Annotated in this window: 17 protein-coding genes; 10 read left to right on the forward strand and 7 right to left on the reverse strand. The window is 60.5% G+C overall.

The genetic code is table 11. The features are described 5' to 3' along the window. Positions 1-530 precede the first annotated feature (530 nt). Positions 531-1,871, forward strand: coding sequence for a hypothetical protein (locus HGP16_RS29515; RefSeq protein ID WP_168843510.1), 1,341 nt, complete (start codon positions 531-533; stop codon positions 1,869-1,871). Positions 1,872-2,315: 444 nt separating this feature from the next. Here HGP16_RS29515 and HGP16_RS29520 read toward each other — a convergent pair whose 3' ends face one another. From HGP16_RS29520 to HGP16_RS29550, 7 genes are all read right to left on the reverse strand, one after another. Beyond that, positions 2,316-2,789: a MarR family winged helix-turn-helix transcriptional regulator gene (locus HGP16_RS29520; protein ID WP_168843511.1), complete on the reverse strand. Its 474-nt coding sequence runs from the start codon at positions 2,787-2,789 to the stop codon at positions 2,316-2,318. Between the two features lie 161 nt (positions 2,790-2,950). Then, positions 2,951-4,264 (reverse strand): MFS transporter, encoded by a 1,314-nt coding sequence (locus tag HGP16_RS29525; RefSeq protein ID WP_168843512.1) that lies wholly within the window; start codon positions 4,262-4,264, stop codon positions 2,951-2,953. Positions 4,265-4,415: 151 nt separating this feature from the next. After that, a complete protein-coding gene (locus tag HGP16_RS29530) occupies positions 4,416-5,447 on the reverse strand; it encodes a leucyl aminopeptidase (RefSeq protein WP_168843513.1) in 1,032 nt (343 codons plus the stop codon). 42 nt (positions 5,448-5,489) lie between these two features. Then, the gene (locus tag HGP16_RS29535; protein WP_168843514.1) at positions 5,490-6,131 is read right to left on the reverse strand and encodes an N-carbamoylsarcosine amidohydrolase; all 642 of its coding nucleotides are present in this window, start codon (positions 6,129-6,131) and stop codon (positions 5,490-5,492) included. 11 nt (positions 6,132-6,142) lie between these two features. After that, the gene (locus HGP16_RS29540) at positions 6,143-6,895 is read right to left on the reverse strand and encodes an Asp/Glu racemase (protein WP_168843515.1); all 753 of its coding nucleotides are present in this window, start codon (positions 6,893-6,895) and stop codon (positions 6,143-6,145) included. Positions 6,896-6,965: 70 nt separating this feature from the next. After that, a complete protein-coding gene (locus tag HGP16_RS29545; RefSeq protein ID WP_168843516.1) occupies positions 6,966-7,766 on the reverse strand; it encodes an alpha/beta fold hydrolase in 801 nt (266 codons plus the stop codon). After that, on the reverse strand, positions 7,763-8,899 hold the full coding sequence (locus HGP16_RS29550) for an FAD-dependent monooxygenase (RefSeq protein ID WP_168843517.1): 1,137 nt from the start codon (positions 8,897-8,899) through the stop codon (positions 7,763-7,765). The genes HGP16_RS29545 and HGP16_RS29550 overlap by 4 nt, the downstream gene beginning before the upstream one ends. A 227-nt stretch (positions 8,900-9,126) precedes the next feature. Here HGP16_RS29550 and HGP16_RS34480 point away from each other — a divergent pair, with 227 nt between their 5' ends. The 9 genes from HGP16_RS34480 to HGP16_RS29590 all read left to right on the forward strand — a co-directional run bounded on the left by HGP16_RS34480 (position 9,127) and on the right by HGP16_RS29590 (position 22,442). Beyond that, the gene (locus HGP16_RS34480; RefSeq protein WP_281408279.1) at positions 9,127-9,258 is read left to right on the forward strand and encodes a hypothetical protein; all 132 of its coding nucleotides are present in this window, start codon (positions 9,127-9,129) and stop codon (positions 9,256-9,258) included. Continuing rightward, a complete protein-coding gene (locus tag HGP16_RS29555) occupies positions 9,255-9,779 on the forward strand; it encodes a (2Fe-2S)-binding protein (protein WP_168843518.1) in 525 nt (174 codons plus the stop codon). The genes HGP16_RS34480 and HGP16_RS29555 overlap by 4 nt, the downstream gene beginning before the upstream one ends. Beyond that, positions 9,776-13,324, forward strand: a complete 3,549-nt coding sequence (locus HGP16_RS29560) for a molybdopterin cofactor-binding domain-containing protein (protein ID WP_168843519.1) — start codon at positions 9,776-9,778, stop codon at positions 13,322-13,324. The genes HGP16_RS29555 and HGP16_RS29560 overlap by 4 nt, the downstream gene beginning before the upstream one ends. A 10-nt stretch (positions 13,325-13,334) precedes the next feature. Beyond that, a complete protein-coding gene (locus tag HGP16_RS29565; RefSeq protein ID WP_168843520.1) occupies positions 13,335-16,022 on the forward strand; it encodes a carbohydrate-binding protein in 2,688 nt (895 codons plus the stop codon). Between the two features lie 5 nt (positions 16,023-16,027). Beyond that, complete coding sequence (locus HGP16_RS29570) at positions 16,028-18,256, forward strand: MGH1-like glycoside hydrolase domain-containing protein (protein ID WP_168843521.1); 2,229 nt, start codon at positions 16,028-16,030, stop codon at positions 18,254-18,256. Between the two features lie 374 nt (positions 18,257-18,630). Then, positions 18,631-19,707, forward strand: coding sequence for a PotD/PotF family extracellular solute-binding protein (locus HGP16_RS29575; protein WP_168843522.1), 1,077 nt, complete (start codon positions 18,631-18,633; stop codon positions 19,705-19,707). Continuing rightward, positions 19,697-20,611, forward strand: a complete 915-nt coding sequence (locus tag HGP16_RS29580; RefSeq protein WP_168843523.1) for an ABC transporter permease — start codon at positions 19,697-19,699, stop codon at positions 20,609-20,611. Before HGP16_RS29575 ends, HGP16_RS29580 begins: the two co-directional genes overlap by 11 nt. Before the next feature lie 15 nt (positions 20,612-20,626). Further along, the gene (locus HGP16_RS29585; protein WP_168843524.1) at positions 20,627-21,406 is read left to right on the forward strand and encodes an ABC transporter permease; all 780 of its coding nucleotides are present in this window, start codon (positions 20,627-20,629) and stop codon (positions 21,404-21,406) included. After that, the gene (locus HGP16_RS29590) at positions 21,393-22,442 is read left to right on the forward strand and encodes an ABC transporter ATP-binding protein (protein WP_168843525.1); all 1,050 of its coding nucleotides are present in this window, start codon (positions 21,393-21,395) and stop codon (positions 22,440-22,442) included. The genes HGP16_RS29585 and HGP16_RS29590 overlap by 14 nt, the downstream gene beginning before the upstream one ends. Position 22,443: the final 1 nt, after the last annotated feature.

Genomic DNA, 22,443 nt, shown 5'->3' on the forward strand with positions numbered 1-22,443 from the left:
CGGATGTGAGGTTGTATAGGCCCGAGAAACCGGGCCGGTAATTGCTATGGGCTCAGACCGCGGATCCGCTCACCAAGGAGAAATTCGATGCCACTTGAATGAACAATTGACAAAAGACCTGATGTGAAAGGATATGAACCGCTGACAGCGCCCATTGGATTTCTAAGGCACTGAATTCCATGACTTGTCGGCAATCATCGGGAAGGGTGGCACTGCGATTGATATATATGCCCCCGCTTCGCACTTCTTGTTAGATCTATACCAACGATGCGAATATCATCGACGGTAACGAAAGGCATGGAACGTGCTCCGCTTCCAACGAGCGGATGGCTCTCCGCCTCCATCGAACAGGCATTCGACAATGCGGATCCTTCGTAGGGCTTGTTCGCAGCATCGACTGGCGTAGCGGGCGTAGTCGACTGTATGGTCGCCCATGAATTGCAGCGCGCTTCCTCCTACCCTCCCTTGACTTGCAACCGGCGGAAGGACAGAAGCAGGTGGGTTTGGATTACGGTTTGGATCACAAAAAAATGACGCTCGACATCAGGGGAAGCATCAAGAATACCAAGCTCAGCTTGAACCAGTACGTGGTCTTTGAAGAACTGATCGCCAATGCGATCGACGCGTATCTCATCCGGCGAGCCAGCGACCCATCCGCGCCGGACATGAATATCATGATCGAGGTCGATTTCTTACGTGCAGACTTGCTCGACGATCGCGAACTGATGAACGTGTCATGCGGCGACAATGGATGTGGTCTTGGCGACGACCAACTCAAGGCCTTTCTTACAAAGGATACGTCCTACAAGGACGATCTCTCCATCTCTGGCATCGGAAAGTGCAAGGGTGCCGGGCGCTTCCAGTTCTTCCATCATTTCGCAGCGATGAGGATCACCAGTACGTACCGGAACGGTGACACTTTCCTGAAACGCGAGTTGCGGTATTCCGAACCGCAGAAGCAAATCGAGGCCGATGATTTTGCCACTGCCCCGGGCGCTGAAGCCGACATCGGGACCATCATCCGGCTTGAGCAATTCAAAGAGGCGGTTCGGCCGCGCATATCCCATGGTGACGCGCTCAGCACCCTCTTCTCGGCGCCGGCGCTGAAGAAACAAATGCTCGTCGCTTTCCTGCAGCGGCTCGTCGGACTCGGTGAGCAGCTAGGCAACTTCGAAATCCGGTTTACCACACGGCACTGGAAGGACGACCAGGCGAAGACCGAAGCGCTGCGGCTCGCCGACCTGCCGGCAGTCACTGCCGAGCGTCCTGTTGATGTCGAAGAGCGTGATCCTGCGTCCGGCGCCCGTCTTGGCACATGGCAAAGTTTCAACCTCTCCCACTATCAGCTCGATGCCGAGCAGTATGATCTTCCGCGCAACGCCATTGCCTTCTGCGCCAAGTCCACGCCCGTGAAGGACATCACGGGCCACTACCTTCGGACCCGCACCGAACAGAACAATCCGGTGGGCGGTTTCCATCATATTGTGCTGATCGAAGCCGATTATCTGGACGCCCGCGTCAACGAGCAGCGCGACGACTTCGATAATATACCCGACGAGATTCCGAGCGGCGATATGTTTTCGTCCGAAAAACTATCCTACGCCGACATTCATGAGGCGCTCGACCCAGTCATCGACGAGATGGTCACTCCTGCCGACTGGAAGAAGGAGGAAGTGCTCAAGGAGGCCACCCACCAGTTCGGCATCAGCGAAGCGATGCTGCAGGATACCAAGACCAGGATCGTGTACGGCGAATCCGCCCAGTCGGTCGCCGAACGCGTGTTGAGCAAATACCAGAAGACCGTCATCGACGAGACTGCCGCGATCTTCAGCCTCAAGGAGGAGATCAGCACTCTCCTTTCGTCCGAGTAGCGGGACAAATCGCCTATAGGCGTTCCTGGAGGATCTCGGTCGTGATGTCCCATCCAGCGTAGAAGATCCCCAAAACCAGCACCTCGGTCTCCTCGGCAACAAAGGCGATACTCACGCTCCTACGATAACCAATGATCCGAAGATCGGGGATGAGGTTGTCTCTCACCGTGCCGCGTTTGGGGAACGTCGCAAGCTCCTCGATAAACTGCCGGATGCCGTGACATAACTCCACGCCACCGCAGGTCCAGCCCTCTAAACGCCGGCGAGATCCCGGTACACGTCACGCAGCTCAGCCTGCGCCTGCTTATGCAGGACAATTTTATATTTCATGCCCTACTTAGCTTTCGCCAGTTGAGCCCGATACTCAGCTTCCAACTGGTCAAAAGTCTCATCCAGATGAGCCATTGGTAATCATCCGCGTTGGTGATACGACATGGCGGCATCTCAGTCCTCGCCCGGTTCATCTTCCGTGATCTTTTTCAACAGGAACAGTAGCGCGACCCGTTCGGCAGGGTTAAGCCGTCCCATCGTCTTTTCGCTGATGATATGCGCGTTCGGATACATGGAACGCAGGACCGCTTCACCCTTCGCCAGCAGCGAGATGATAACCTTGCGGCCATCCGCAGCATCCTTGGAGAGATTGATGAGACCCCGCGCCTTGAGACGCTCCACGATGCCGCGAATAGTTGCCTGATCGACCGAGGTTGCCTTCACCAGCTCGGCCTGCGAACTCGGGCCACGGTCGTGCAGCGTACAAAGGGTGACAAACTGCACAGAGGTCAGGTCGGGATCGCTAGCATTTTCCTGGAAAATCGCAAGATGCCGCTGATAGGCCTTGCGCAACAGATGTCCAACCTGCTCGGTCACCTGATAGCCCGCCCGCGGGTCCGTTTCTCCGATGTCGCTATTTTCTGCCATGCTCGCGTCGTCCGCTCCTATTGACGCTTCTAATCCTCCAAAATCCAACAAATCGCAAGCGGGCCGAACCGCAGGGTGACATGGAGGAGAGGCGGACGAGCAATCGCTTCCTGAGAGAAATCCCCGTGAACGGCATAGGGCCGACCACGGGGGCTGCTACTCTATTCGAGAGCCATGTTTCTGGATTCAGCATTGATGAAGGCTACGCTGACTGCCGCAAGCAACAGAAGACCGGAGATGACACCGAGCGCCAGACCAAAATTCGAGGTCATGACCGGCGCGACAATCGACGGCGCCAGAAGCCCCCCGAAACGCGCGACGGACCCGGACAAGCCCATACCGCTGGCGCGAAGCGTGGTCGGATAGATTTCCGGCGTGAAGGCGTAGATCGCGCCCCAGGTGCCGAGCAGCGCAAAGCTGAGCAGCAGCGTTGCGGAGATGACGATCTCGACCGACTGGCCCAGCCCATAACCCAATGTGCCGATGGCGCTCAGGATCAGGAAACCGATCAGGGTCGGCTTGCGGCCCCATTTCTCGACGCCGTAGGCCGCCAGCGCATAGCCCGGAAGCTGGGCGATCGCCAGCACGAGGAGGAACAACTGACCGCGCATGAAGCCGAAGCCATCTCCTGCCAGCCGCACCGGCAGGTAGACAAACACGCCATAGTAGGAAACCGAGATCAGCATCCATGCCAGCATCAGGAAGATGGTCCGACGCCGAAGCTCCGGCGACAGCAGCGCGGCAATCGACTTGCGCTGTGGCGCCTGCGGCGTCAGCGGTGCGATCTCGACGACGTTGCCGTTGGTGGCGGCGACACGCTGAAGAACCTTGCGTGCCTCTTCCGATTTTCCCTGTTGGTTGAGATAGAGTGGCGACTCCGGCACGTAAAAGCGCAGGACAAAACCGACAAGCGCCGGCAGACCAGTCACGAAGAAGATCGTGCGCCAGGGCTCTCCGCCCTGCGAACCGGCGACCAGTGCGAGAAGCGCCAGCGCCACAGTTCCCACAGCCCAGAAGCCTTCGAGCAGCACGAGCCAGCGACCGCGTCGGTCTGACGGAAGAAACTCGGCCATCATGGCATAGTCAACCGGAAGCGTTCCACCCACACCGAGACCTGTCAGGAAGCGCGCGACGAGCAACCAGTGCAGATCAGGAGCAAAGGCCGATGCCACACCACAGATCGCATCGAGAATGATTGCGATGAACAACACCGGCCGACGGCCGATCCGGTCGGCAAGGCGACCAAAAGTGAACGCGCCGACGAGCATGCCGAGAAAGAAAAACGTACCGGTCTGAAGCGCCTGTGGGACGGTGATGCCGAAGCATGCGGCGATTGAAGGTGCGGTGAAGCCGATTGCCAACACCTGCATGGCATCAGCGGCCCAGACAAGCCCGAAAATGACGAACAAGCGCTTCTGGAAGCTGCCGACACCGGCCGCCCTGAGACCCTGTTCCACGGTGATTGGAGTTTGCATGTTACCCCTCTTCCTTTTTATTTGGGATTGCAGTCGAAGCGGTGATCTTCGCCACCTTGGCGCAAGTGAATTGACGCACGAATTCATCCGTTCCGGTCGCGCGACCGGAACGTTGGGATTGACCGAATATGCCGGAAGCCCGGCGCTTCTATCAGTCGAACTTTGCCTGCATTTCCTTCACGGCGATTTTGCCGTTGAGCACCATCGGCTCGTCATCCAGGAACAGTGAACAACCGCGCATCGGAACATCCAGATGGCAGGCAGTGTCGTTCGGGCCGCCGAGCTCGTTGTTCGGACCGGTGGAGAACATGACGTTGCCGTAGAAGGAGCGAGCTTCCATGCCCATGCCGCCCGGGAATTCTCCCGGCACCATGCGATGCCACTTGGCGTTCTGGTTCAGACCCCAACCAACATGGCTCATGCCCATGCCGCGCGGATCGTTGAAGCCTTCCATATACGATTTGACCAGGTCGGCATCGAGCCCGCCTCTGATGTCCGTGATCCAGCCCTTTTCGATCGTGTAGGTGATGGGGTCGCGAACGTAGATGTTCTGCGGCAGCAGGATATCGCCCGGTGCAACGACGATTGTGCCGTCGACGCCATCATCGTCACCGCCGGTGAAGACGAAGCCGGACGGCCAGTGGTCCCAGCGACCGGGCTCGTCGGTGCATGCATATTCGGTGATGGCAGGATAGGTGTTGAGCTTATAGGTGACGTCGGTGCCGTGCGGCGAGGTGATCCGCATGACCTTCGCCTTGGAGAGCAGGTCGCCAGCGAACTCGACGCGCTCACGCAGTTCCTTGGTCGGCAGCATGCGGGCGAGAACCTCCGGCGGTTCGACAGCGGTCAGAATGCGCGTCCCGGCTGCCTGGATCGCCATCTGCTCCGGGCTGAAGAGCAGGAAGATGCAGTCGATCAGCATGTCGACGGCCTTGAGGGCCTCAACCGCTTCCGGCATGGAGGCAAGGCCCGTTTGGCCGACCGCCCATGCACCTGCCGGCGGCACTGGCGGCAAACGCATGTGATACATCTTGGCGCCGAGACGCAAGCCCGCCGCCATGAAGGCGTCCGCATAGTCCAGACGCTCGTTACCCTGTGTCAGGACGATAAGTTTTTCGCCCTCGTGGACGCCCGACATCTTCAGCTGATGCAGGCAGATTTCCGTGAAGCTGAATTGATCCATGCTCGTTCCCCTTGTTGGTTGAAGGCTCAGGTGCTCTTGCGGTTACGGACTGTTGGCCTTGACCTTGGCGATTTCGGTAATCGCCTCCTCCCTCGAAACGACGTCGCCATACTTGCTATCGATATCGAAGAGGTTGGCATTGTGCGGGTCCGGATGGCGGTCGCCGACGCAATCACGCACGACAATGGCCCGAAACCCGTGCTGCACGGCATCGACCGCGCTGGCGCGGATACAGCCGCTCGTCGAGCATCCTGCCATGATGACGGTATCAATGCCCTGCGCATGCAGGTGGGAAGCAAGGCTGGTGCCGAAAAAGGCGCTGGCATATTGCTTGACGATGACAAGCTCGCCGGCCGCCGGCTCCACGCCCTCGCAGAATTCGGCCAGCACATTGCCTTCGACCATGGCCTTCATGACTGGCGACTTCTTGACCCACATGCCGCCATCGGCGCAGTTTTCCGCAAGATAGAGAATGCGTGTGTGGATCACGGGGATGCCTGAAGCCCGGGCGGAGGCGATCAGCGCCGGTGTTTGTGCCACCGCTTCGACGACGCCGGGTGCATAGAGCGGCGCTCCTTCGATCGTGTATGCCTTGAGAAAATCGATAACGACGAGCGCTGGCCGCTGGCCGAAGCCGATGCGGTTGCCCCAGACACCCTGATAATTGGCTTCGGCAGTTTGCATTGTCGTCTCCCTTAGTAGGCGCCGGACAGAAGCGCGCCGGCGCCCGGCACAACGGCTTCCAGCCCGAGCGATTTCAGCATGCAATAGGTCGTGGCGACAGCGGCGGTCAGCACCGGCTTGCCGGTCATGGCTTCGACCTTCGCGATAACAGGCAGCGAAGGCATTTGGACGCAGGCCGAAAGGACGATGACATCGACACCCGTCAGATCTAGCGTCTGGACTATGGCCGGAAGATTTTCCGGGTCGTGCCGGGCGACATCGAGATTGTCGGGGATTTCCAGCGCGCGCCAGTCCAAGACCTCGAAGCCCTCTTCGCGGATATAATCGACCACGAGCTCCGTGAGCGGCTTCATATAGGGCGCAACGACGGCAATCTTCCGTGCATTCATCACCTTTAGGCCCTCGATCAGGGCACCGGCGCTGGTAACGACTGGAATGTTTGCGCCGTTTTCCTGTGCGCGCCCCGTCAGGCGCTTTTCCGACTGGCGGTGATAGCCGAGACCCATGGCCATGATGGCAACAAGGCAGGCATAACCCAGCACATCGACGCGGGCATCCGAAAGCTCGACGGCGCAGCGGTCCGATTCAGCATCCATCGCCGCCAGCTCTTCCTTGACGACCTTCTTCATCCGCATGCGGCTTGAATGGAATGTGAAGCGCTCGGGCCGGATGGACTGGCGGGCGGTCAGCATGGCCGGAATTTCGGTTTCCATCGTGGTGTTGGAACTCGGAACGATCTGGCCGATACGGTAATATTTCTGCACGGATGAAATCCTCTGCTGCATGGAAGGAGAAAACAGGCAAGCGGCGAAGCAAAATGCTCCGCCACCACAATCAGCGGGACAGGAAGTCGCCGAGCGCCAAGAAGAAGCCGTCGAAGTCATCCCAGGGGATCATGTGACCGGCGTCTGGCACGCGGGCGATCTGCAGCGAGGGATTGAGACCCTTGATCTCTTCTTCGTCGGCCGCCTGGATCACGCCGCCGCGGCCCGCGACCATCAGCATCGCAGGAACGGTCAGGGTGGCGAAATCAGGCAAGATGTCGATGTCGTGGAAATCGTTGAATGCCTTGACGATCCCAGGCGCATAGCAGGTATGGAGCCATTCGGCGCGCAGCTGTAGCTGTTCTCCGGGCCAGGTCGGGCAGAACGCCTTCATCGCCTCGGCATCCATTCCCTTCTCGGCCAGTGCGATCGAATCCGTATACCACGGCAGCTTGCTCGGATATGGGCGACGACCGGGACCGGAAACCGGCGGATCGATCAGCGCCAGTCGGCTGAAGGAACCGGGCGCGCGGTTGGACGCCCGCATCGCGATGCGCGCGCCCATGGAATGGCCGAGAATGGCGGGCTGTCTCAGTTCAAGCTCGCCGGCGAAGGCGATCACATCATCGGCCATCGCATCGAGGCCGTAGTCGAGGTCCGGGCCTGTCGACGAAAGACCACGGCCGCGGACGTCAAGAACATAAACGTCATGGCGCAGCGACAGGCTTTCGGCAACGAAACCCCAGGTGATTGCCGGCGATGTTATGCCGGGAACCAGAATGACCACCGGTCCCTTGCCGCCATAGCGCAGATAGTGCTGGCGGATGCCGTTGGCGAAGACATTCGCACCATGGAGGAACCGGCTGCTCATGCTGCATTCTCCGTGCGCAGCGGTTCGGCATAGACATCATAGCCGTAGACCCAGGACGGATCCTCCTGCGTCAGCAGGAAGGTATTGGCATTGGAGACGCTCTGCACGCGGGTTGCGCGATCACGGCGATTGGCTTCGTAAAGGCCGAACGCGGTGGCGAAATCGTTGACGCCGGTCTCCTGGAGGCAGCGCGTCAACATGGCGGCATCTTCGATGGCCATGGCCGCACCCTGCGCCATGTGCGGCTTCATCGGATGGCAGGCATCGCCCAGCAGGACAAGTCGGCCGCTGCTCCAAAGAGGCAACGGGTTGCGGTTGAACAGCGGCCACTTGGTGACCTCGTCCGTGCTTTCGATCAACGCCTGGATGATGGGGTGATAACCCTCGAACTCGGACGCCATTTCCTCGCGACTGCTGGGTACGAATGCAGTATCGAATTCCCAAGCCGGATGAGGCACGCCGGTGACGTAGTAATATTCATCGCGACGAGCCGTCGTGTAGTAAACCATCATGTGGCGGTCCGGACCCCACCACTTGACGCAATCTTCGAAGGTCAGGTTGTATTTCCGCAGCTTGTCGGAGGAAATTAGCGCACGATGGCCGACCCAGCCGCTGTAGTTTGGCTTCTCCGCACCCAGCAGCGTTTCGCGGACGCGTGAATTGATGCCGTCGGCGCCGATCACGATGTCAGCCCTTACAGACGTGCCGTCTTCGAACTCGATGAGAACATTCGTGCCATTATCGTCGATACGGGTCAGCTTCTTGCCGAAATGCAGCGTTCCCGGCTGCAGGGCGTCGCACTGGATGCCCTGAAGATCACCACGATGCACGGTGCAGTAGGTCGCGCCGTAACCTTCAAGCGGAATACGCGACAGATAGTCGCCACTGATGCCATCACGGCTGAACCAATGACTAGGCGTGCTGCTGATGCTGACAACCTTTTCGGCCACGCCGATGCGCTCGAAGATCTTGAGGACATTCGGCCCCATGTGGATGCCGGCGCCCAGCCGCGAAAAGCTCGGCGCCTGTTCATAGACGTTCACGTCGAAGCCGGCATGCTGGAGCAGCGCTCCCGCCACGGCGCCGCCGAGGCCGGCGCCAATAATCGCGATTCTTTCCTTGCTGCTGGACATGGCCGACCCTTCTCGCCGTCACCTGGACGCGTAAACTGGAATTGGAGTATGACAAATTTTGTAGCGCATACGCTGTAAATAGCAAGTACAGCATCTGCACTTTTGCAAAAATTCCTTCTGGCTTTTCCGCAAAATATGATTATCGTCGCTATTGCCGGCACATGCATACGCATGGAGAAACGGCCATATAAAGTGCATACGCTTTATAAATGGGCAAGGAACAGCAAATGCGTGACGAGATCTGCAATCGCGTCATTATGAATTGCAGGCATCAGGAAGAGGCCTTCAGCATAATGGCGTATTTGAGTATCGGCGGCCTCACTTTGGCCGGTGACCGCGCAGTGGAGCCGGGCTTTTGAAAGAGGTCGCCTCATTCAGCCTGAACGTCAACGGCACTGTCAGCGACATCGAAGCCGGCGGCGCAACGCCACTCCTTTACATCCTCAGGAACGATCTCTGCCTCAACGGCCCCAAATACGGGTGCGGTCTCGGCGAATGCGGAGCCTGCGCGGTCCTCATCGACGGCCGGCCCGTGCGCTCGTGCACCGTGCCGCTGAAGGCGATCGGCGATCGCAAGGTCACGACGCTTGAAGGCCTGGGAAAACCCGGCCATCTGCATATCGTCCAGCGCGCCTTCATCGAAGAGGCCGCGGCGCAATGTGGCTACTGCCTGAACGGCATGATCATTGCCATCGCCGGCCTGCTGGAAGCGACGGCGGAGCCTAACGAGAGCGATATTCGCGCGGCGCTCCGGCATCATCTCTGCCGCTGTGGCACGCATATGGAAATACTTGCCGCAGCACGCCGCGCCGTCGCCTATGCGAAGACCGAAAAGTCCGCGGGCTCGGGAACGGAAGACAGGATCGAGGTTTCGCCATGAGCATCCACCGCGAAACGCCGAGAGCTACCTACCTCGCCACATCAGACATCCTACTGATCGTCTCCGATGCATCCCTGGGCGATGCAGCCGAGCTCTACATCGCCATCGATAGCAACGGTCGCATCAAGGCATTCAATGGGCATGTCGATCTTGGAACCGGCATCCGCACGTCACTGGCGCAGATCGTCGCCGAGGAACTGCATGTTCCTTTCGAGCATGTGGAAATGGTGCTGGGCGCGACTTCCGCCGCCCCCAACCAGGGCGCCACCATCGCCAGCGAGACGATCCAGATCACCGCCGTGCCGCTCCGGCAGGCCGCGGCAACGGCGCGTCATCACCTCATGGCAAAGGCTGCTGCCCTGAAAGGCACGGCGGTCGAGCACCTAGTCCTTGAAGACGGCGTCATCCGCGCCGGCAACGGAGCGAACTGGAGCTTCACCTTCGGCGAAGTCGTCGCGGGAGAGCATGTGCGCCTGTCGATCGACGCCAGTGCCGAGCTGAAGCCCGCGTCTGCCTACCGCATCGTCGGCTCCTCGCGACCGCGCGTGGACATCCCGGCCAAGGCAACCGGTCAATGGACGTATGTGCATGACGTGCGCGTGCCCGGCATGCTGCATGGCCGGGTCATCCGGCCGCTCTATGCCGGCTTTGATCACGGCGAGCATGTCGGCAACAGCCTCATATCCATCGACGAAGGCTCGATCGCCCATATCGATGGTGTTGTCGGCGTCGTAGCCATCGGTGATTTCGTCGGCGTCGTCGCAACACGCGAGGAGATCGCTATCGAGGCTGCGAAGACGCTGAAGGTCTTGTGGCGGGAGCCACCGCAGCGGCCGGATTTGAACGCGCCGGAGATGGCGCTGCGAGCTAATCCCGCCACGCCGCGCAAGCTGATCGATCGCGGCAATGTCGAGATGGCGCTCGCCGGCAGCGCCGAACCCATGAACCGCACCTATATCTGGCCCTATCAGATGCATGGCTCGATCGGGCCGTCCTGCGCCGTGGCCGATTACAGCGACACAGGGCTGACCGTCTGGTCGGGCACGCAGAACCCCTTCCCCATGCGTCGCGATCTGGCACTCCTCCTCGACATGCCCGAGGACATGATCCTCGTGGAGCGCCTGGAAGCCGCCGGCTGCTATGGCCGCAACTGCGCCGACGATGTGACTGCCGATGCAGCGCTTCTGTCCCGCGCCGTGCGTGCGCCAGTGCGCGTGCAGCTCACGCGCGAGCAGGAGCATGCCTGGGAGCCAAAGGGCGCTGCCCAGATCATCGACGTGCGCGGCGGCCTCGATCTTGAGGGCGGTCCTTCGGCCTATGATTTCGAGACGCGCTATCCGTCCAATCTCGCACCGACATTATCGCTGATCCTGACCGGCAAGGTCCCGCCGGTGTCCGACGTGGTGCAGATGGGTGACCGCACGGCGATCCCACCCTATGCCTATGGCAATCTCCGGGTCACCGTCCACGACATGCCGCCGATTGCCCGGGCCTCGTGGTTCCGCGGCGTTTCCGCGATGCCGAACACCTTCGCGCATGAATGCTATATTGATGAACTTGCGGCCGCGGCCGGCGTCGATCCGATCGAATACCGGCTGCGATACCTTCACGATCCCCGTGCCGTGGACCTCGTGCACGCCCTGGCAGAGCGGGCGAACTGGGTGCCCCACACAAAATGGGGCACGCTCGGCGGCGAAGGCGACCTGCTTTACGGCCGCGGCTTCGCCTATGCCGTCTATATCCACGGGCCGTTTCCGGGTAAAGCTGCCGCCTGGGCCGCCTGGGTGGCCGATGTCGCCGTCAACACCAAGACCGGGGAGATCGCCGTAACGAAGGTGATCTGCGCACAGGATTCCGGGATGATGATCAATCCCGACGGCGTGCGGCATCAGATCCACGGCAACGTCATCCAGTCAACCAGTCGTGTGCTGAAGGAGCGCGTCGAGTTTTCCTCCACCGCCGTCACCTCGAAGGAATGGGGCGGCTATCCGCTGATCACCTTCCCCGAACTGCCCGATATCGACGTTCTGATGGTTCCAAGACAGGACGAGCCGCCGCTCGGCGTCGGTGAATCCGCTTCCGTCCCGAGTGCATCGGCCATCGCCAACGCGGTCTATGATGCCACCGGCATACGTTTCCGCGAACTGCCGTTGACACCGGAAATGGTGCTGGCGGCGCTGAAGGGCGATACGTCCACGCCGCCTCCGGCACCGCCCGCGAAAAGGAAGCGGTGGTGGAATATCGGCATCTCGGCTGCCGGAGCCGCGGCGGCAATTTCAGGGCTTGTGGCGATTGCCTCCCCATGGCGGCCCGCGATCGCCACGATCGAGCGGCCGGACGTGAATGTCTACAGCGCAGCCACGATCGAGCGCGGCCGCCTGGCCGCCGCGGCGGGCGCCTGCAATGTCTGCCATGTCGGCAATGACGGCACGCCCTTCGCCGGCGGCCGACGCTTCGACACGGCATTCGGCACGGTCTATACCACCAACATCACACCTGACGTGAAAAACGGCATCGGTGCCTGGTCCTACACCGCCTTCGAGCGGGCCATGCGTGAAGGCATCAGCCGCGATGGCCACCACCTCTATCCAGCCCATCCCTACACATCCTTCGCTGGCGCTGACGATGCGGACCTGCAGGCGCTCTATGCCTATATGATGACGCAGACGGCAGTGGCGGGAAAGGCGCCGGAGACAAAGCTGAAGTTTCCCTACAGCATCCGCATGATGATGGCAGGGTGGAATGCGCTGTTCCTGAAGTCGATGCCCATGACCTACGACCAGACGCGCAATGCCACCTGGAACAGGGGCGCCTATCTCGTCGAGACGCTCGGCCACTGTTCCGCCTGTCACACCGAACGCAATGCGCTGGGTGCTGAAAAGACCGGAAGCGCCCATCTCTCGGGCGGCTTTGCCGATGGCTGGGAGGCGCCTGCGCTCAACGCGATGGCCAAGGGTCCGGTTGGCTGGACAGAAGACGCCTTCTACGACTACCTGCGCACGGGCCATTCGCGCGACCACGGCAGCGCCGCCGGTCCGATGGCCCATGTGGTGGAGGTCATGCAGCCATTGCCGGACTCGGACATCCGCGCCATGGCAAATTATCTGGCGAGCCTGAACAAGGACAGCGACCCTTCGAAGGTCATGGCCCAGAGCCAAGCAGCGATTGCAGCTAGCGAGGCGGCAAAGGTCAGTGCGGGACTGGTTTCGCCCAAGGGCGAGCGCATCTTCAATGGCGCCTGCGCCACCTGCCATACCGGCAACACGGCCCTCTCATCGCTGGCGCTGAACAGCAATCTGCATGCCGATACGCCCGACAATCTCATCCAGGTGATCCTCAGCGGTGTCGAGGCCCCGGCTATCCTTGCGGAAACCACCGGCCGCGAAGCGCCGGAAGTCATGTCCATGCCGGCATTCCGCGATACGCTGAACGAGACGCAGCTGAAGGATCTCACCGACTACCTGCGCGTCCGTTTCGCGCCGGACAAGCCGGCCTGGAGCGATACATCGGCGGCATTGCAACGCATTGCCGCCACCGCACACTGAGGAACACACATTGCCTGAAACAGCGGCCATTGCGGATATCGAAAGTCGGGCCCTCTTTGAGCGCCCGACTGCCGCATTTCGTCCTTCAGCCTACTGGTTCTGGCATAGCATTCCCGATGAGGCGACCTGCCGGACACAGCTTGCCGATTTCCAGGCGAAGGGCATCGGCACCATCCTGATCCAGGCGCGACTCGCCCTGCCGCGCGAGCAGTACCTGTCACCGCACTATCTGTCAGCCTACAGGCTGGCCGCCGACATCGCGGCTCAACTCGGGCTCAAGCTTGGCATTTATGACGACTATAACTGGATCAGCGGCCATGCCGGTGGCAGGACCGTGGAAGGGTGTGACGAACTGCGCGAGCGTCACCTGTTCTGGTCGTCTTCGGCAGATACGCAGGGCGCGATAAGCAGGATCCGTCCGGCATTCACACTGAAGATGGGCGCCGACATCATTGCCTGGCAATATGAAGGCGGGCGCATCGAATGGTGCGAATGGACTGTCGAGGCAGCAGTGCTGCATCCCTCCGGCCCAATTGCGGCATATGATCAGATCATCGACGTGACATCGCAGGTCAGCATCACAGGCTCCGATCGTGCGTCCTGCTGCTATTCCTATGATGGCGCGGTCGCATTCGGCTGGACGCTGACGGTCTTCATGAGCGCGCGATCCGCGACATCACGGATCATCAACTATCTGCTATCGGAGGCAGCCCAGCGTTTCATCGACATTGGCCTCGCACCCATCGTCACAGCCCTTGGCAAGCGCGTGCCCGATCCCGTTGGATCTGTATTCTACGATCAGCCGGCCCCCGGCTTCTATCGCTGGGACCAGATGGCGGGAAATCTCGGCAACAGCCTGCTGTTTGCGCATGCGCTGAAAGACTGTATCCTGTCCAAGACGGGCGTGCCGTTCGCCGTCGCCCTGCTCGCGGTGGTGCGCAACGTTGGGCCGGAAACCTTGCGACTGCGTGCGTTGTTTCACGCAGCCTATTCCACCTTGATGAACGAGGCATTCTTCGGCACGCTCAGGGGCTGGGCGGAAGGAAGAGGGATCGTCCTCACGGGGCATGAGATCCTCGCTCATGTCAGCTCATGGGCACCCAATGGCGGCTTCACAAGCATCGATCCGCGCGTCGCGCCGGCGGTGGACTTCTTCGGCATCGACGCCATCAGGCACGAAACGGCCGTGGACGCAAACAATCTCACGCCACAGTTGGCTCCCAAGATGGGTGATTCCGTCGCCCGCTCGAACGGACGCAGCCGCTGCGTCGTCGAGACCTATTTCAGCGCCGAACGCACTGAAGTGCGCGCTGCCGGCCAATGGGAGGTGACGCTGGAGGCATCGCGCGCCCAGGCGATCCGGCTTGCCTGCCTTGGCACACGGCAGTTCCTCTGGCACGGCGTCTACCAGACCGATGGACTCGACAACGACCCGACGCCCTTCACCAATCCGCGCTTCGACTTCGCGCCCGGCATCAACTTCGAGCCGTGGTGGCCCTATCATGATCTTTTCGCCGAAGAGATCGCACGCGTTTCCGCCTTCATAGAGGCTGCAAAGCCGCGAGCGCCGGTTGCTATTCTCTATCCTCTATACACTGCCTTTGCCGAAGGGCCTCGCCACGGCCATGCCACCCATATCGGCGCCTGGTGCGAGCAACTGTTGGCGCAGGGCTGCGATTTCATGTTCGTGAGCGAGGCGGATATCGCAAACGCGGCTATAGAAGATAGACGGCTGCTTGCATCCGGTCTCGCGTTCGACGCGGTGGTGCTGCCTTCGGTGACGGTGCTGGAAACGGCTGTTACGCTTCAAAAGCTCGATGCCTTCACGAAGGCCGGCGGTCGGATCTGGTCTTCGGGCGAAACCGTCTCCACGGTTTGCACGGGCGAGAGAGTCTCCGGCTCGGTTGGCGTCACGTCGCACACCACAGCGATGCCCAATGCCGAAATGGTGTCCGCCCTCCTGTCGACCCTGACGCTCGACGGTCCGCAGATTTCGGGCCAAAGGCCGTGGCAATGGATCGGTCATGATGTTGACGGCTTGTGGAGGATGGTCGTTTTCAACGATAGCGCAGAAGATATCAGCTTTGACATCTTGCTCGGAGATGGCTTCGATTATGCGATATGGGACGCGGAACAAGGGTCTGTCGAAGCCTTCGCCGCCGTTCACAAGCTGACCGTAGAGTTGGAACCGCACGAAGTTCACTGCATCCGTCTCTGTCAAAACGACCAGGCAGCTGTCGCCATCGGCCATCTATCGAGCCGACCGGCGCTTGAGCGAAACCGGCTCATTGCTCTGGCAGACGGCTGGACATTCGCGCCCGGCCAAGATCAGGCCTTCTCGCCCATCTCCGTTGACCGCGGCTGGGAAGAGCAAGGCTTTCCGGCCTTCAGCGGCACGGGCATCTACCGGCTTTCCTTCACAACGGAAACCGAGGCCGACTGGATGCTGGAACTGCCAACCGTTCACACGGCGGTCACTGCTTATATCGATGGAATCGAAGCGGGACGGCGCGGCTGGCGGCCTTATCGCTTAGGGCTCGGCCGCCTTGCCGCCGGCACCCATGAACTCGAGCTTCACGTCGCCAACACGGCGGCAAACCGCTATTACGACAACACGCCCTACCTAGGCAGCGGCCCGGACCAGAGTGGGCTGACAGCCACACCCCTGCTCATACCGCTGCAAAACAGACCGGAATAAGAACGATGCTGAAACATTCTACCGTTCCCTTGATGCGCGCCTGGAACAGCTGGTCCGACAGACCGGCGGAAATGGTGTTTCTGCCGCTCGGTGTGCGCATCACGCCCGTTCTCTATTCCACGCGCAGCCGGACGACGTCAGCCATCGAGCCGCGTCGCGACACGGTGCGGCTCGGCCGCCATGCCATCGACGGATCGCTGATCGAGCTGGAAACGGAGCATAGCGGAACCATCGTCGCCTTCAGAACCGAGAAGTCCGATCCCTTCGCGGTTCGCGGAAATTGGGAGGGCAAGGCGGGTGGTGAATGGGGGCTGCGCTTTTGGCTGACCCTGGCGATTTCGGCTGACAGCGGAGAAGTGGTCACGCATGAAGCCGGTCGCAACGTCACACTCGTCAAGATCGGCACGCGCTTCGTCGCGGTCGCAACGGCGGAGGCTCCGGTGCATGTGACTGGCCATGACACGATCGACGACCTGCGCGCCGATTTCGAGGCGAACGGATATTTCTACACTGCGAGCCGGAAAAACGAGGCGCCAGTGATCGCCCTGCGCTTCAATCTGGAAATGATGCGCCGGGGAGCCTATGCCGCCGCCGTGGCCGACAGCGCCGAACTTGCGGTTCTCAAGGCACAGACCTGCCTTGCGGCCGACAACCCGAGCGCTGCTCCCACCGCCCATAATGGCACCTACGAAGGATCCCTGGACGCGATCCGCGACGTCGTCGCCTGGAACACGATCTGGGATGAGACCAACTCCCGGCCCTATACGGCTGTGACGCGCATCTGGAATCTCGGCAAATTCGCCGTCTGGTACAATGATCAGCTGTTTGCCGCTCTGCTGGCCGGTGTCTTCGACGCTGATCTCGCCCGCGAGAATATGGCAACGGCGATGGCAAGCGCCACCCCCCAGGGCAATATCGCCTGCATCGTCACCTCGAATGATGCCTGGGTGGACCGCAGCCAGCATCCAAACGGCGCGCTCGTTGCCTGGCAGCTTTACCAGCGCACCGGCGAGCGTTCGCTTCTGGCGGCAAGCTATGATGCACTGGCCCGCAATCAGCGCTGGTGGCGCGAACACCGCGATCCCGACGCCTTCGGGCTGCTGTCCTGCGGAACATCCGATGTCGGCGAAGGTCTCTACAAGGGCACGCACTTTGCCGCCCGCAACGAAACAGGCATGGATAATTCGGCCACTCATGACGAGGCCGTCTACGATCCCATCACGCGTACCCTGTCGACATTCGATCTCGGGCTGAATTGCGCGGCGGCGCTTGATGCCGAAATGCTGTCGAAGATGGCCGAGGTTCTCGGCAAGGAGGATGATGCCCGCGAATTCGCGGCCATCGCCGAACGCTGCCGCAAGCTGATCTCGGAAAACCTGTGGGATGAAAGGCGCAACATCTTCGCCAACCGGCAGCGCCAGGGCGGCTTTGTGCGGTCGCTTTCGCCGACCAGCTTCTATCCCCTGCTATGTGGCGCAGCCACGCCCGAGCAGGCCGAGAAGTTGCTCCAGCACCTCAGCGACGAAACCACCTTCGGCGGGAACTACGTCCTGCCGAACGCCACGCGTGACGATCCCGCTTTTGCTGACAATGTCTACTGGCGTGGCCGCATCTGGCCGAACGTCAACTACATGGCCTGGCTCGGGCTGCGCCGCTACGGCTTTGCAGCGGAGGCGAGTAGGCTTGCGCGGCAGAGCTACGAGCTCTTCATGAAGTCCTGGAGCATGGACCGGATCGCGGCGGAGAACTATAACGCCACGACGGGCGGAGCGATGGACCAGGGCGATACGGATCCCTTCTACATCTGGGCCGCCATGCTGCCGCTGATGGCTGTCGGGGAGATCATCGACTTCGATCCGTGGAGCGGCTGGACCCTTCACAATGCCGGCGCTGACCTTTCCGTCGGTCCGATGCTATCGCCTTCTGGAATGCTTTCGGTCTCGATCGCCGATGGCCTGCTGGAAATGAGCCTGGACGGACGCGTATCGCTTAAGACTAACCTGCAAACATCGTTCACGCAGATCACTGTCAGTGATGCACGTTTCTCCTGCACCATCACTCGGACGGGCAACGACGGGTTTGTCGCGCTTCCGAAGGTCGAGCCAGACCGCATCGTGGCAGCACATCTCGATGGCCAGGAAGTTCGGCTCGAGGCGAGTACCGATGGCGCGCGTCTTGAAATCGCAAAGGCCGCGCACGGCCGGAAACTGGATGTCTATTTTTTGACCGTGTGAATGGTATTGGCGCCTGATGGAACTTGACAGGCGCAGATCAGCCATATTACTTTGCATACAAATAAAAAGAATGCCGGAAGAGCATGAGGGTTGAACGGAATTGCCTATCGGGAGCGACACGCTCGCGATAGCAACTTCATAACGGCAATGCCTGATAGAACGGCTGCGATTTAACGCTGCGCCGAAAGGCGCTGGGTGAACCCGTACGTTCCAATTGGGTGTGACCAGTCGTCAGCCTCACGTCAATTTAGTTTTCATACAAATCATATGGCGCGCTTTTTAATAAGCGGACTGCCGATGATTTGCGTGAAGCCTGAGGTCGTCGGCCGCCGCCGCGGCCGTTGACAAGAGTAGATTTTCAAGAGGGGTTCCAAATGACTGAAATCACAAGACGCAACACGCTGAAGCTGATGTCCGGAGCGGTCATTGCCGGCGCTGCCTTCTCGGCCATGCCGCGCATGGCCTTTTCCGCCGGTAAGATCACGGTTCTAAACTGGCAGGGTTACGGCACTGACGAAGCCTGGTCGATCACGGCCTTTGCCGAGAAGACCGGCATCGAGGTCGTCCACGACTACTACAGCTCCGAGTCGGAAATGCTGACCAAGCTGCGCACCAACCCGGGCGCCTATGATCTCGTCGTTCTTAACGCTGCGCGCTGCGCGCAGGCAACCGCGGAAGACCTCCTGCAGCCGATCGATTTCAGCAAGGTTCCGAACGCTGCCACGATCGACGCAAATCTGCGCTCCAACGCCAACTTCCTGAAGGATGGCAAGGGCTATGCGGTGCCATGGGTCTGGGGAATGACTTCGCTCGCCATCCGCGACGGCATGCCTGTTCCAGACAGCTACAAGGTTCTGGCGGATCCCGCCTACAAGGGCCGTGTCGCCATGGACGACGATGCGATTATCTGCGTTGCCGCCGGCGCCTTAATGACCGGTCAGGACATGAATAACCCGAAGGACCTCGGTGCCATCCGCGACGCGTTGAAGTCCATCAAGCCGAACGTCAAGCTGCTGTGGTCGACGGAAGACCAATGGAACAAGTCCTTTGCAGCCAAGGAATTCGACCTTTCGCTCTTCTGGTCGGGCGGCTCGGTCCGTTCAAAGCGCAATTCGAAGCTGCCTGTCGATTTCGTCGTTCCCAAGGAAGGCGGCATCGGCTGGGTCGATGGTCTCGGTATTCCGGCGTCGGCTCCCAACGCCGAAGGCGCACTGGTCTTCGCAAACTGGCTGATCGACCCAACCTTCTATCTCGAATGGGCCACCAAGGTCGGCGCACCGGCATCGTCCAACTCCGCAGCACTTGCAACCCTTCCGGCCGACGACCTGAGCCGCCAGGTTCACAAGCCGGAATACCTGAAGACCATGGGCATCATGTCGGCTCTGCCGGATGACCGTCGTGAAGCCTTCAACAACCTGTGGCAGGAAGTGAAAGCCTTCTATGCAGAATGACAATCTGACATCGGCGTCAGAGCGCGGACCTTCGGGTCCGCGCGTGCGACGTCCCCTGCCGCCCTGGGTGTCGACGACGGCGCTGCTGATGCCAACCTACGGCTGGCTGACGCTTGCCGTCTTTCTCCCGCTGCTGACCATGTTGGTCTTCAGCTTCATGGCGGCAACCCCAATGGGCAAGGCGCCGATCGTCTTTACCCTGAAGCAGTATCGTGCCTTCATCGACCAGCCCTATCTGATCGGTATTGCTTTCACGTCGCTGCTTATCGGCTTCTGGACGACGTTTGCCTGCGCCGTGCTCGGCTTCCTGGCAGCCGTTGCGCTTGCTCGTTCCACCTTCGGCAAGACGCGCGAGATGCTGCTTATCCTCATCCTGCTCCCATTCTGGACGAACGGTCTTGTCCGTATCTTCTCATGGACAATGGTGCTGCGCGAAAATGGCTTCCTCGACACCATCTTCCACATGATCTTACCGGATGCTGGATCGATCGGCTTCCTCTATACGCGCTATGCAGTCGTTGTTGGCCTGGTACATGGTTATCTGCCTTACATGATCCTCACCTGTTATATCGCGCTGGTTACGATCGATGACGCGATCATCGAAGCGGCCGCCAGCCTTGGTGCGCGGTGGTGGACAATTCTCTTCAAGATTCTCGTGCCAATGGCTGCCCCCGGCCTCATCTCAGGTGCCGTATTGACCTTCATCCCGGTCATCGGGTCCTTCATGGAGCCCCGAATTCTGGGCGGTCGCGTGGGCGTCACCATGGGCACCGTCATCGAGGACCAGTTCACGCAGGCCTTCAACTGGCCGCTCGGCGCCTCGCTGTCCTTCACGCTGCTCGCCGTCGTACTTGCAATCTTCGGCACGTTCTCCGGCGTCCTGCGCGGCGGCACGGCAGCTTAAAGGAGGGAACACCGAATGAGATCGCTTGGTCGTTTCTATCTGATCGCCGTACTGGTCTTCCTCTACACGCCGATCCTCGTGATGATGGCGATGGGCTTCAACGCCTCGCCGCTCTACGAACTGCCGTTCAGCTTCTCGACCCGCTGGTACGAGGCGCTCTGGAACAACAGCATCCTGCTCACTGCCGGCATGAACAGCATCATCATCGCCGTCATTACGGCGGTTGTCGCAACCACACTTGGCACCATGGCATCTGTTGCCCTGTCGCGCAGCACGTTCCGTGGCAAGAGCTTCCTGCAAATCATGCTGCTGCCGCCGATCGCCATTCCGTGGCTGATCACCGGCACGGCGATGCTGATCTTCTTCTACTGGACCGGCATCGGCCGCGGCATGCACGCGATTATCATCGGTCACGTTGCCCTTGCCATCCCTTATGTAGTCCTGGTGGTGGGAACCGGCTTCCGGACAATCCGGGCCGATCTGGAAGAGGCGGCCATGAGCCTGGGGTCCACCCCCGTTCATGCGTTCTTCTCCGTCACCCTGCCGCTGCTTTACCCCAGCATCCTGGGCGCCGCTCTGTTTGCCTTCGCGGTCTCGCTCGACCAGTTCGTGATTTCCTATTTCCTCGCAACGCCCGGCTTCACCACGCTGCCGGTTCAGATCTACTCCTCGATCCGCAAGGGCTTTACCCCTGAAATCAACGCCATATCGACCGTACTTCTGCTCGGCTCGATGACCGTGATCCTGATTTTCGCGCGCTTCGCCAAGCCCGGAGACACCCGTGACAAACGTTAACGTCAATTCCGTCGCCAAGACCTACGGCACCACGCCGGTTCTGGCCGATATCACCACCGAGTTCCCCGAGGGCTCGTTCACCAGCCTTCTTGGGCCTTCAGGCTCCGGCAAGACGACGCTCCTGCGCATCATCGCCGGCTTCATCAAGCCTGATCTGGGTGTGGTGACCATCGGCAGCAGGGATGTCACAAACATACCAGTATGGGGCCGCAACATCGGCATGATGTTCCAGTCCTATGCGTTGTTCCCGCACATGACGATTACTCAGAACGTGGCCTTCGGCCTCGAGCGACGCGGCATCAAGGGTGCCGCCGCACGCAAAGAAGTCGATCGTGCTCTCGAAATGGTTCGCCTGCCGGGCTTTGGCAACCGGATGCCAAAGCAGCTTTCGGGCGGCCAGCAACAGCGTGTAGCGCTGGCACGCGCCATTGTCATCAAGCCGAGCGTACTGCTGCTTGACGAGCCGCTGTCCGCGCTCGACCGTAGGCTGCGGCAGGAGATGCAGGTCGAACTGCTGCGGATCCAGCGCGAGAGCGGCCTGACGACGATCTTCGTCACCCACGACCAGGAAGAAGCTTTGACGCTGTCTGACAAGGTGGCCATTCTCGACAAGGGCCGTATCGTGCAGATGGGCGCCCCCGAGACTGTCTACGAGAAGCCTCTGACGCGTTTCGCCGCGGAGTTTCTGGGCGATTCCAATTTTCTTGTCGGCACCGTCGAGAACGGTGCGGTGCGGCTTTCCGACGGTACGACAGTGCGCAGCGCAAGCCCCCTGCCCGGCAATGGGACCAAGGTCACGCTCGCAGTGCGGCCGGAGAAGATGTCGATCTCGGCGGGGAATGCCGAAGGCAACAGCCTCACGGCGCGGATCACTACGGTCATCTACGCCGGACCGGTGCTCTCCTATCTCCTGCAAACCAAAGACGGTCTGCCGCTGAAGCTCTTCGTTCAGAACCGAGACGGCACCGTCCTCAAGGAAGGTGACAGCGTGACGCTGAACTGGTCGCCGGAACACACCGTCTGCGTTGGGGATTGAC

Source organism: Rhizobium sp. P40RR-XXII, assembly GCF_012641405.1.
GTDB lineage: Bacteria > Pseudomonadota > Alphaproteobacteria > Rhizobiales > Rhizobiaceae > Rhizobium.

Excerpts from the sequence above, each read along its gene's own strand:
- HGP16_RS29515 (WP_168843510.1), top strand. The coding sequence starts at position 531 with ATGACGCTCGACATCAGGGGAAGCATCAAGAATACCAAGCTCAGCTTG.
- HGP16_RS29520 (WP_168843511.1), bottom strand. The coding sequence starts at position 2,789 with ATGGCAGAAAATAGCGACATCGGAGAAACGGACCCGCGGGCGGGCTAT.
- HGP16_RS29525 (WP_168843512.1), bottom strand. The coding sequence starts at position 4,264 with ATGCAAACTCCAATCACCGTGGAACAGGGTCTCAGGGCGGCCGGTGTC.
- HGP16_RS29530 (WP_168843513.1), bottom strand. The coding sequence starts at position 5,447 with ATGGATCAATTCAGCTTCACGGAAATCTGCCTGCATCAGCTGAAGATG.
- HGP16_RS29535 (WP_168843514.1), bottom strand. The coding sequence starts at position 6,131 with ATGCAAACTGCCGAAGCCAATTATCAGGGTGTCTGGGGCAACCGCATC.
- HGP16_RS29545 (WP_168843516.1), bottom strand. The coding sequence starts at position 7,766 with ATGAGCAGCCGGTTCCTCCATGGTGCGAATGTCTTCGCCAACGGCATC.
- HGP16_RS29550 (WP_168843517.1), bottom strand. The coding sequence starts at position 8,899 with ATGTCCAGCAGCAAGGAAAGAATCGCGATTATTGGCGCCGGCCTCGGC.
- HGP16_RS34480 (WP_281408279.1), top strand. The coding sequence starts at position 9,127 with ATGCGTGACGAGATCTGCAATCGCGTCATTATGAATTGCAGGCATCAG.
- HGP16_RS29560 (WP_168843519.1), top strand. The coding sequence starts at position 9,776 with ATGAGCATCCACCGCGAAACGCCGAGAGCTACCTACCTCGCCACATCA.
- HGP16_RS29570 (WP_168843521.1), top strand. The coding sequence starts at position 16,028 with ATGCTGAAACATTCTACCGTTCCCTTGATGCGCGCCTGGAACAGCTGG.
- HGP16_RS29575 (WP_168843522.1), top strand. The coding sequence starts at position 18,631 with ATGACTGAAATCACAAGACGCAACACGCTGAAGCTGATGTCCGGAGCG.
- HGP16_RS29580 (WP_168843523.1), top strand. The coding sequence starts at position 19,697 with ATGCAGAATGACAATCTGACATCGGCGTCAGAGCGCGGACCTTCGGGT.
- HGP16_RS29585 (WP_168843524.1), top strand. The coding sequence starts at position 20,627 with ATGAGATCGCTTGGTCGTTTCTATCTGATCGCCGTACTGGTCTTCCTC.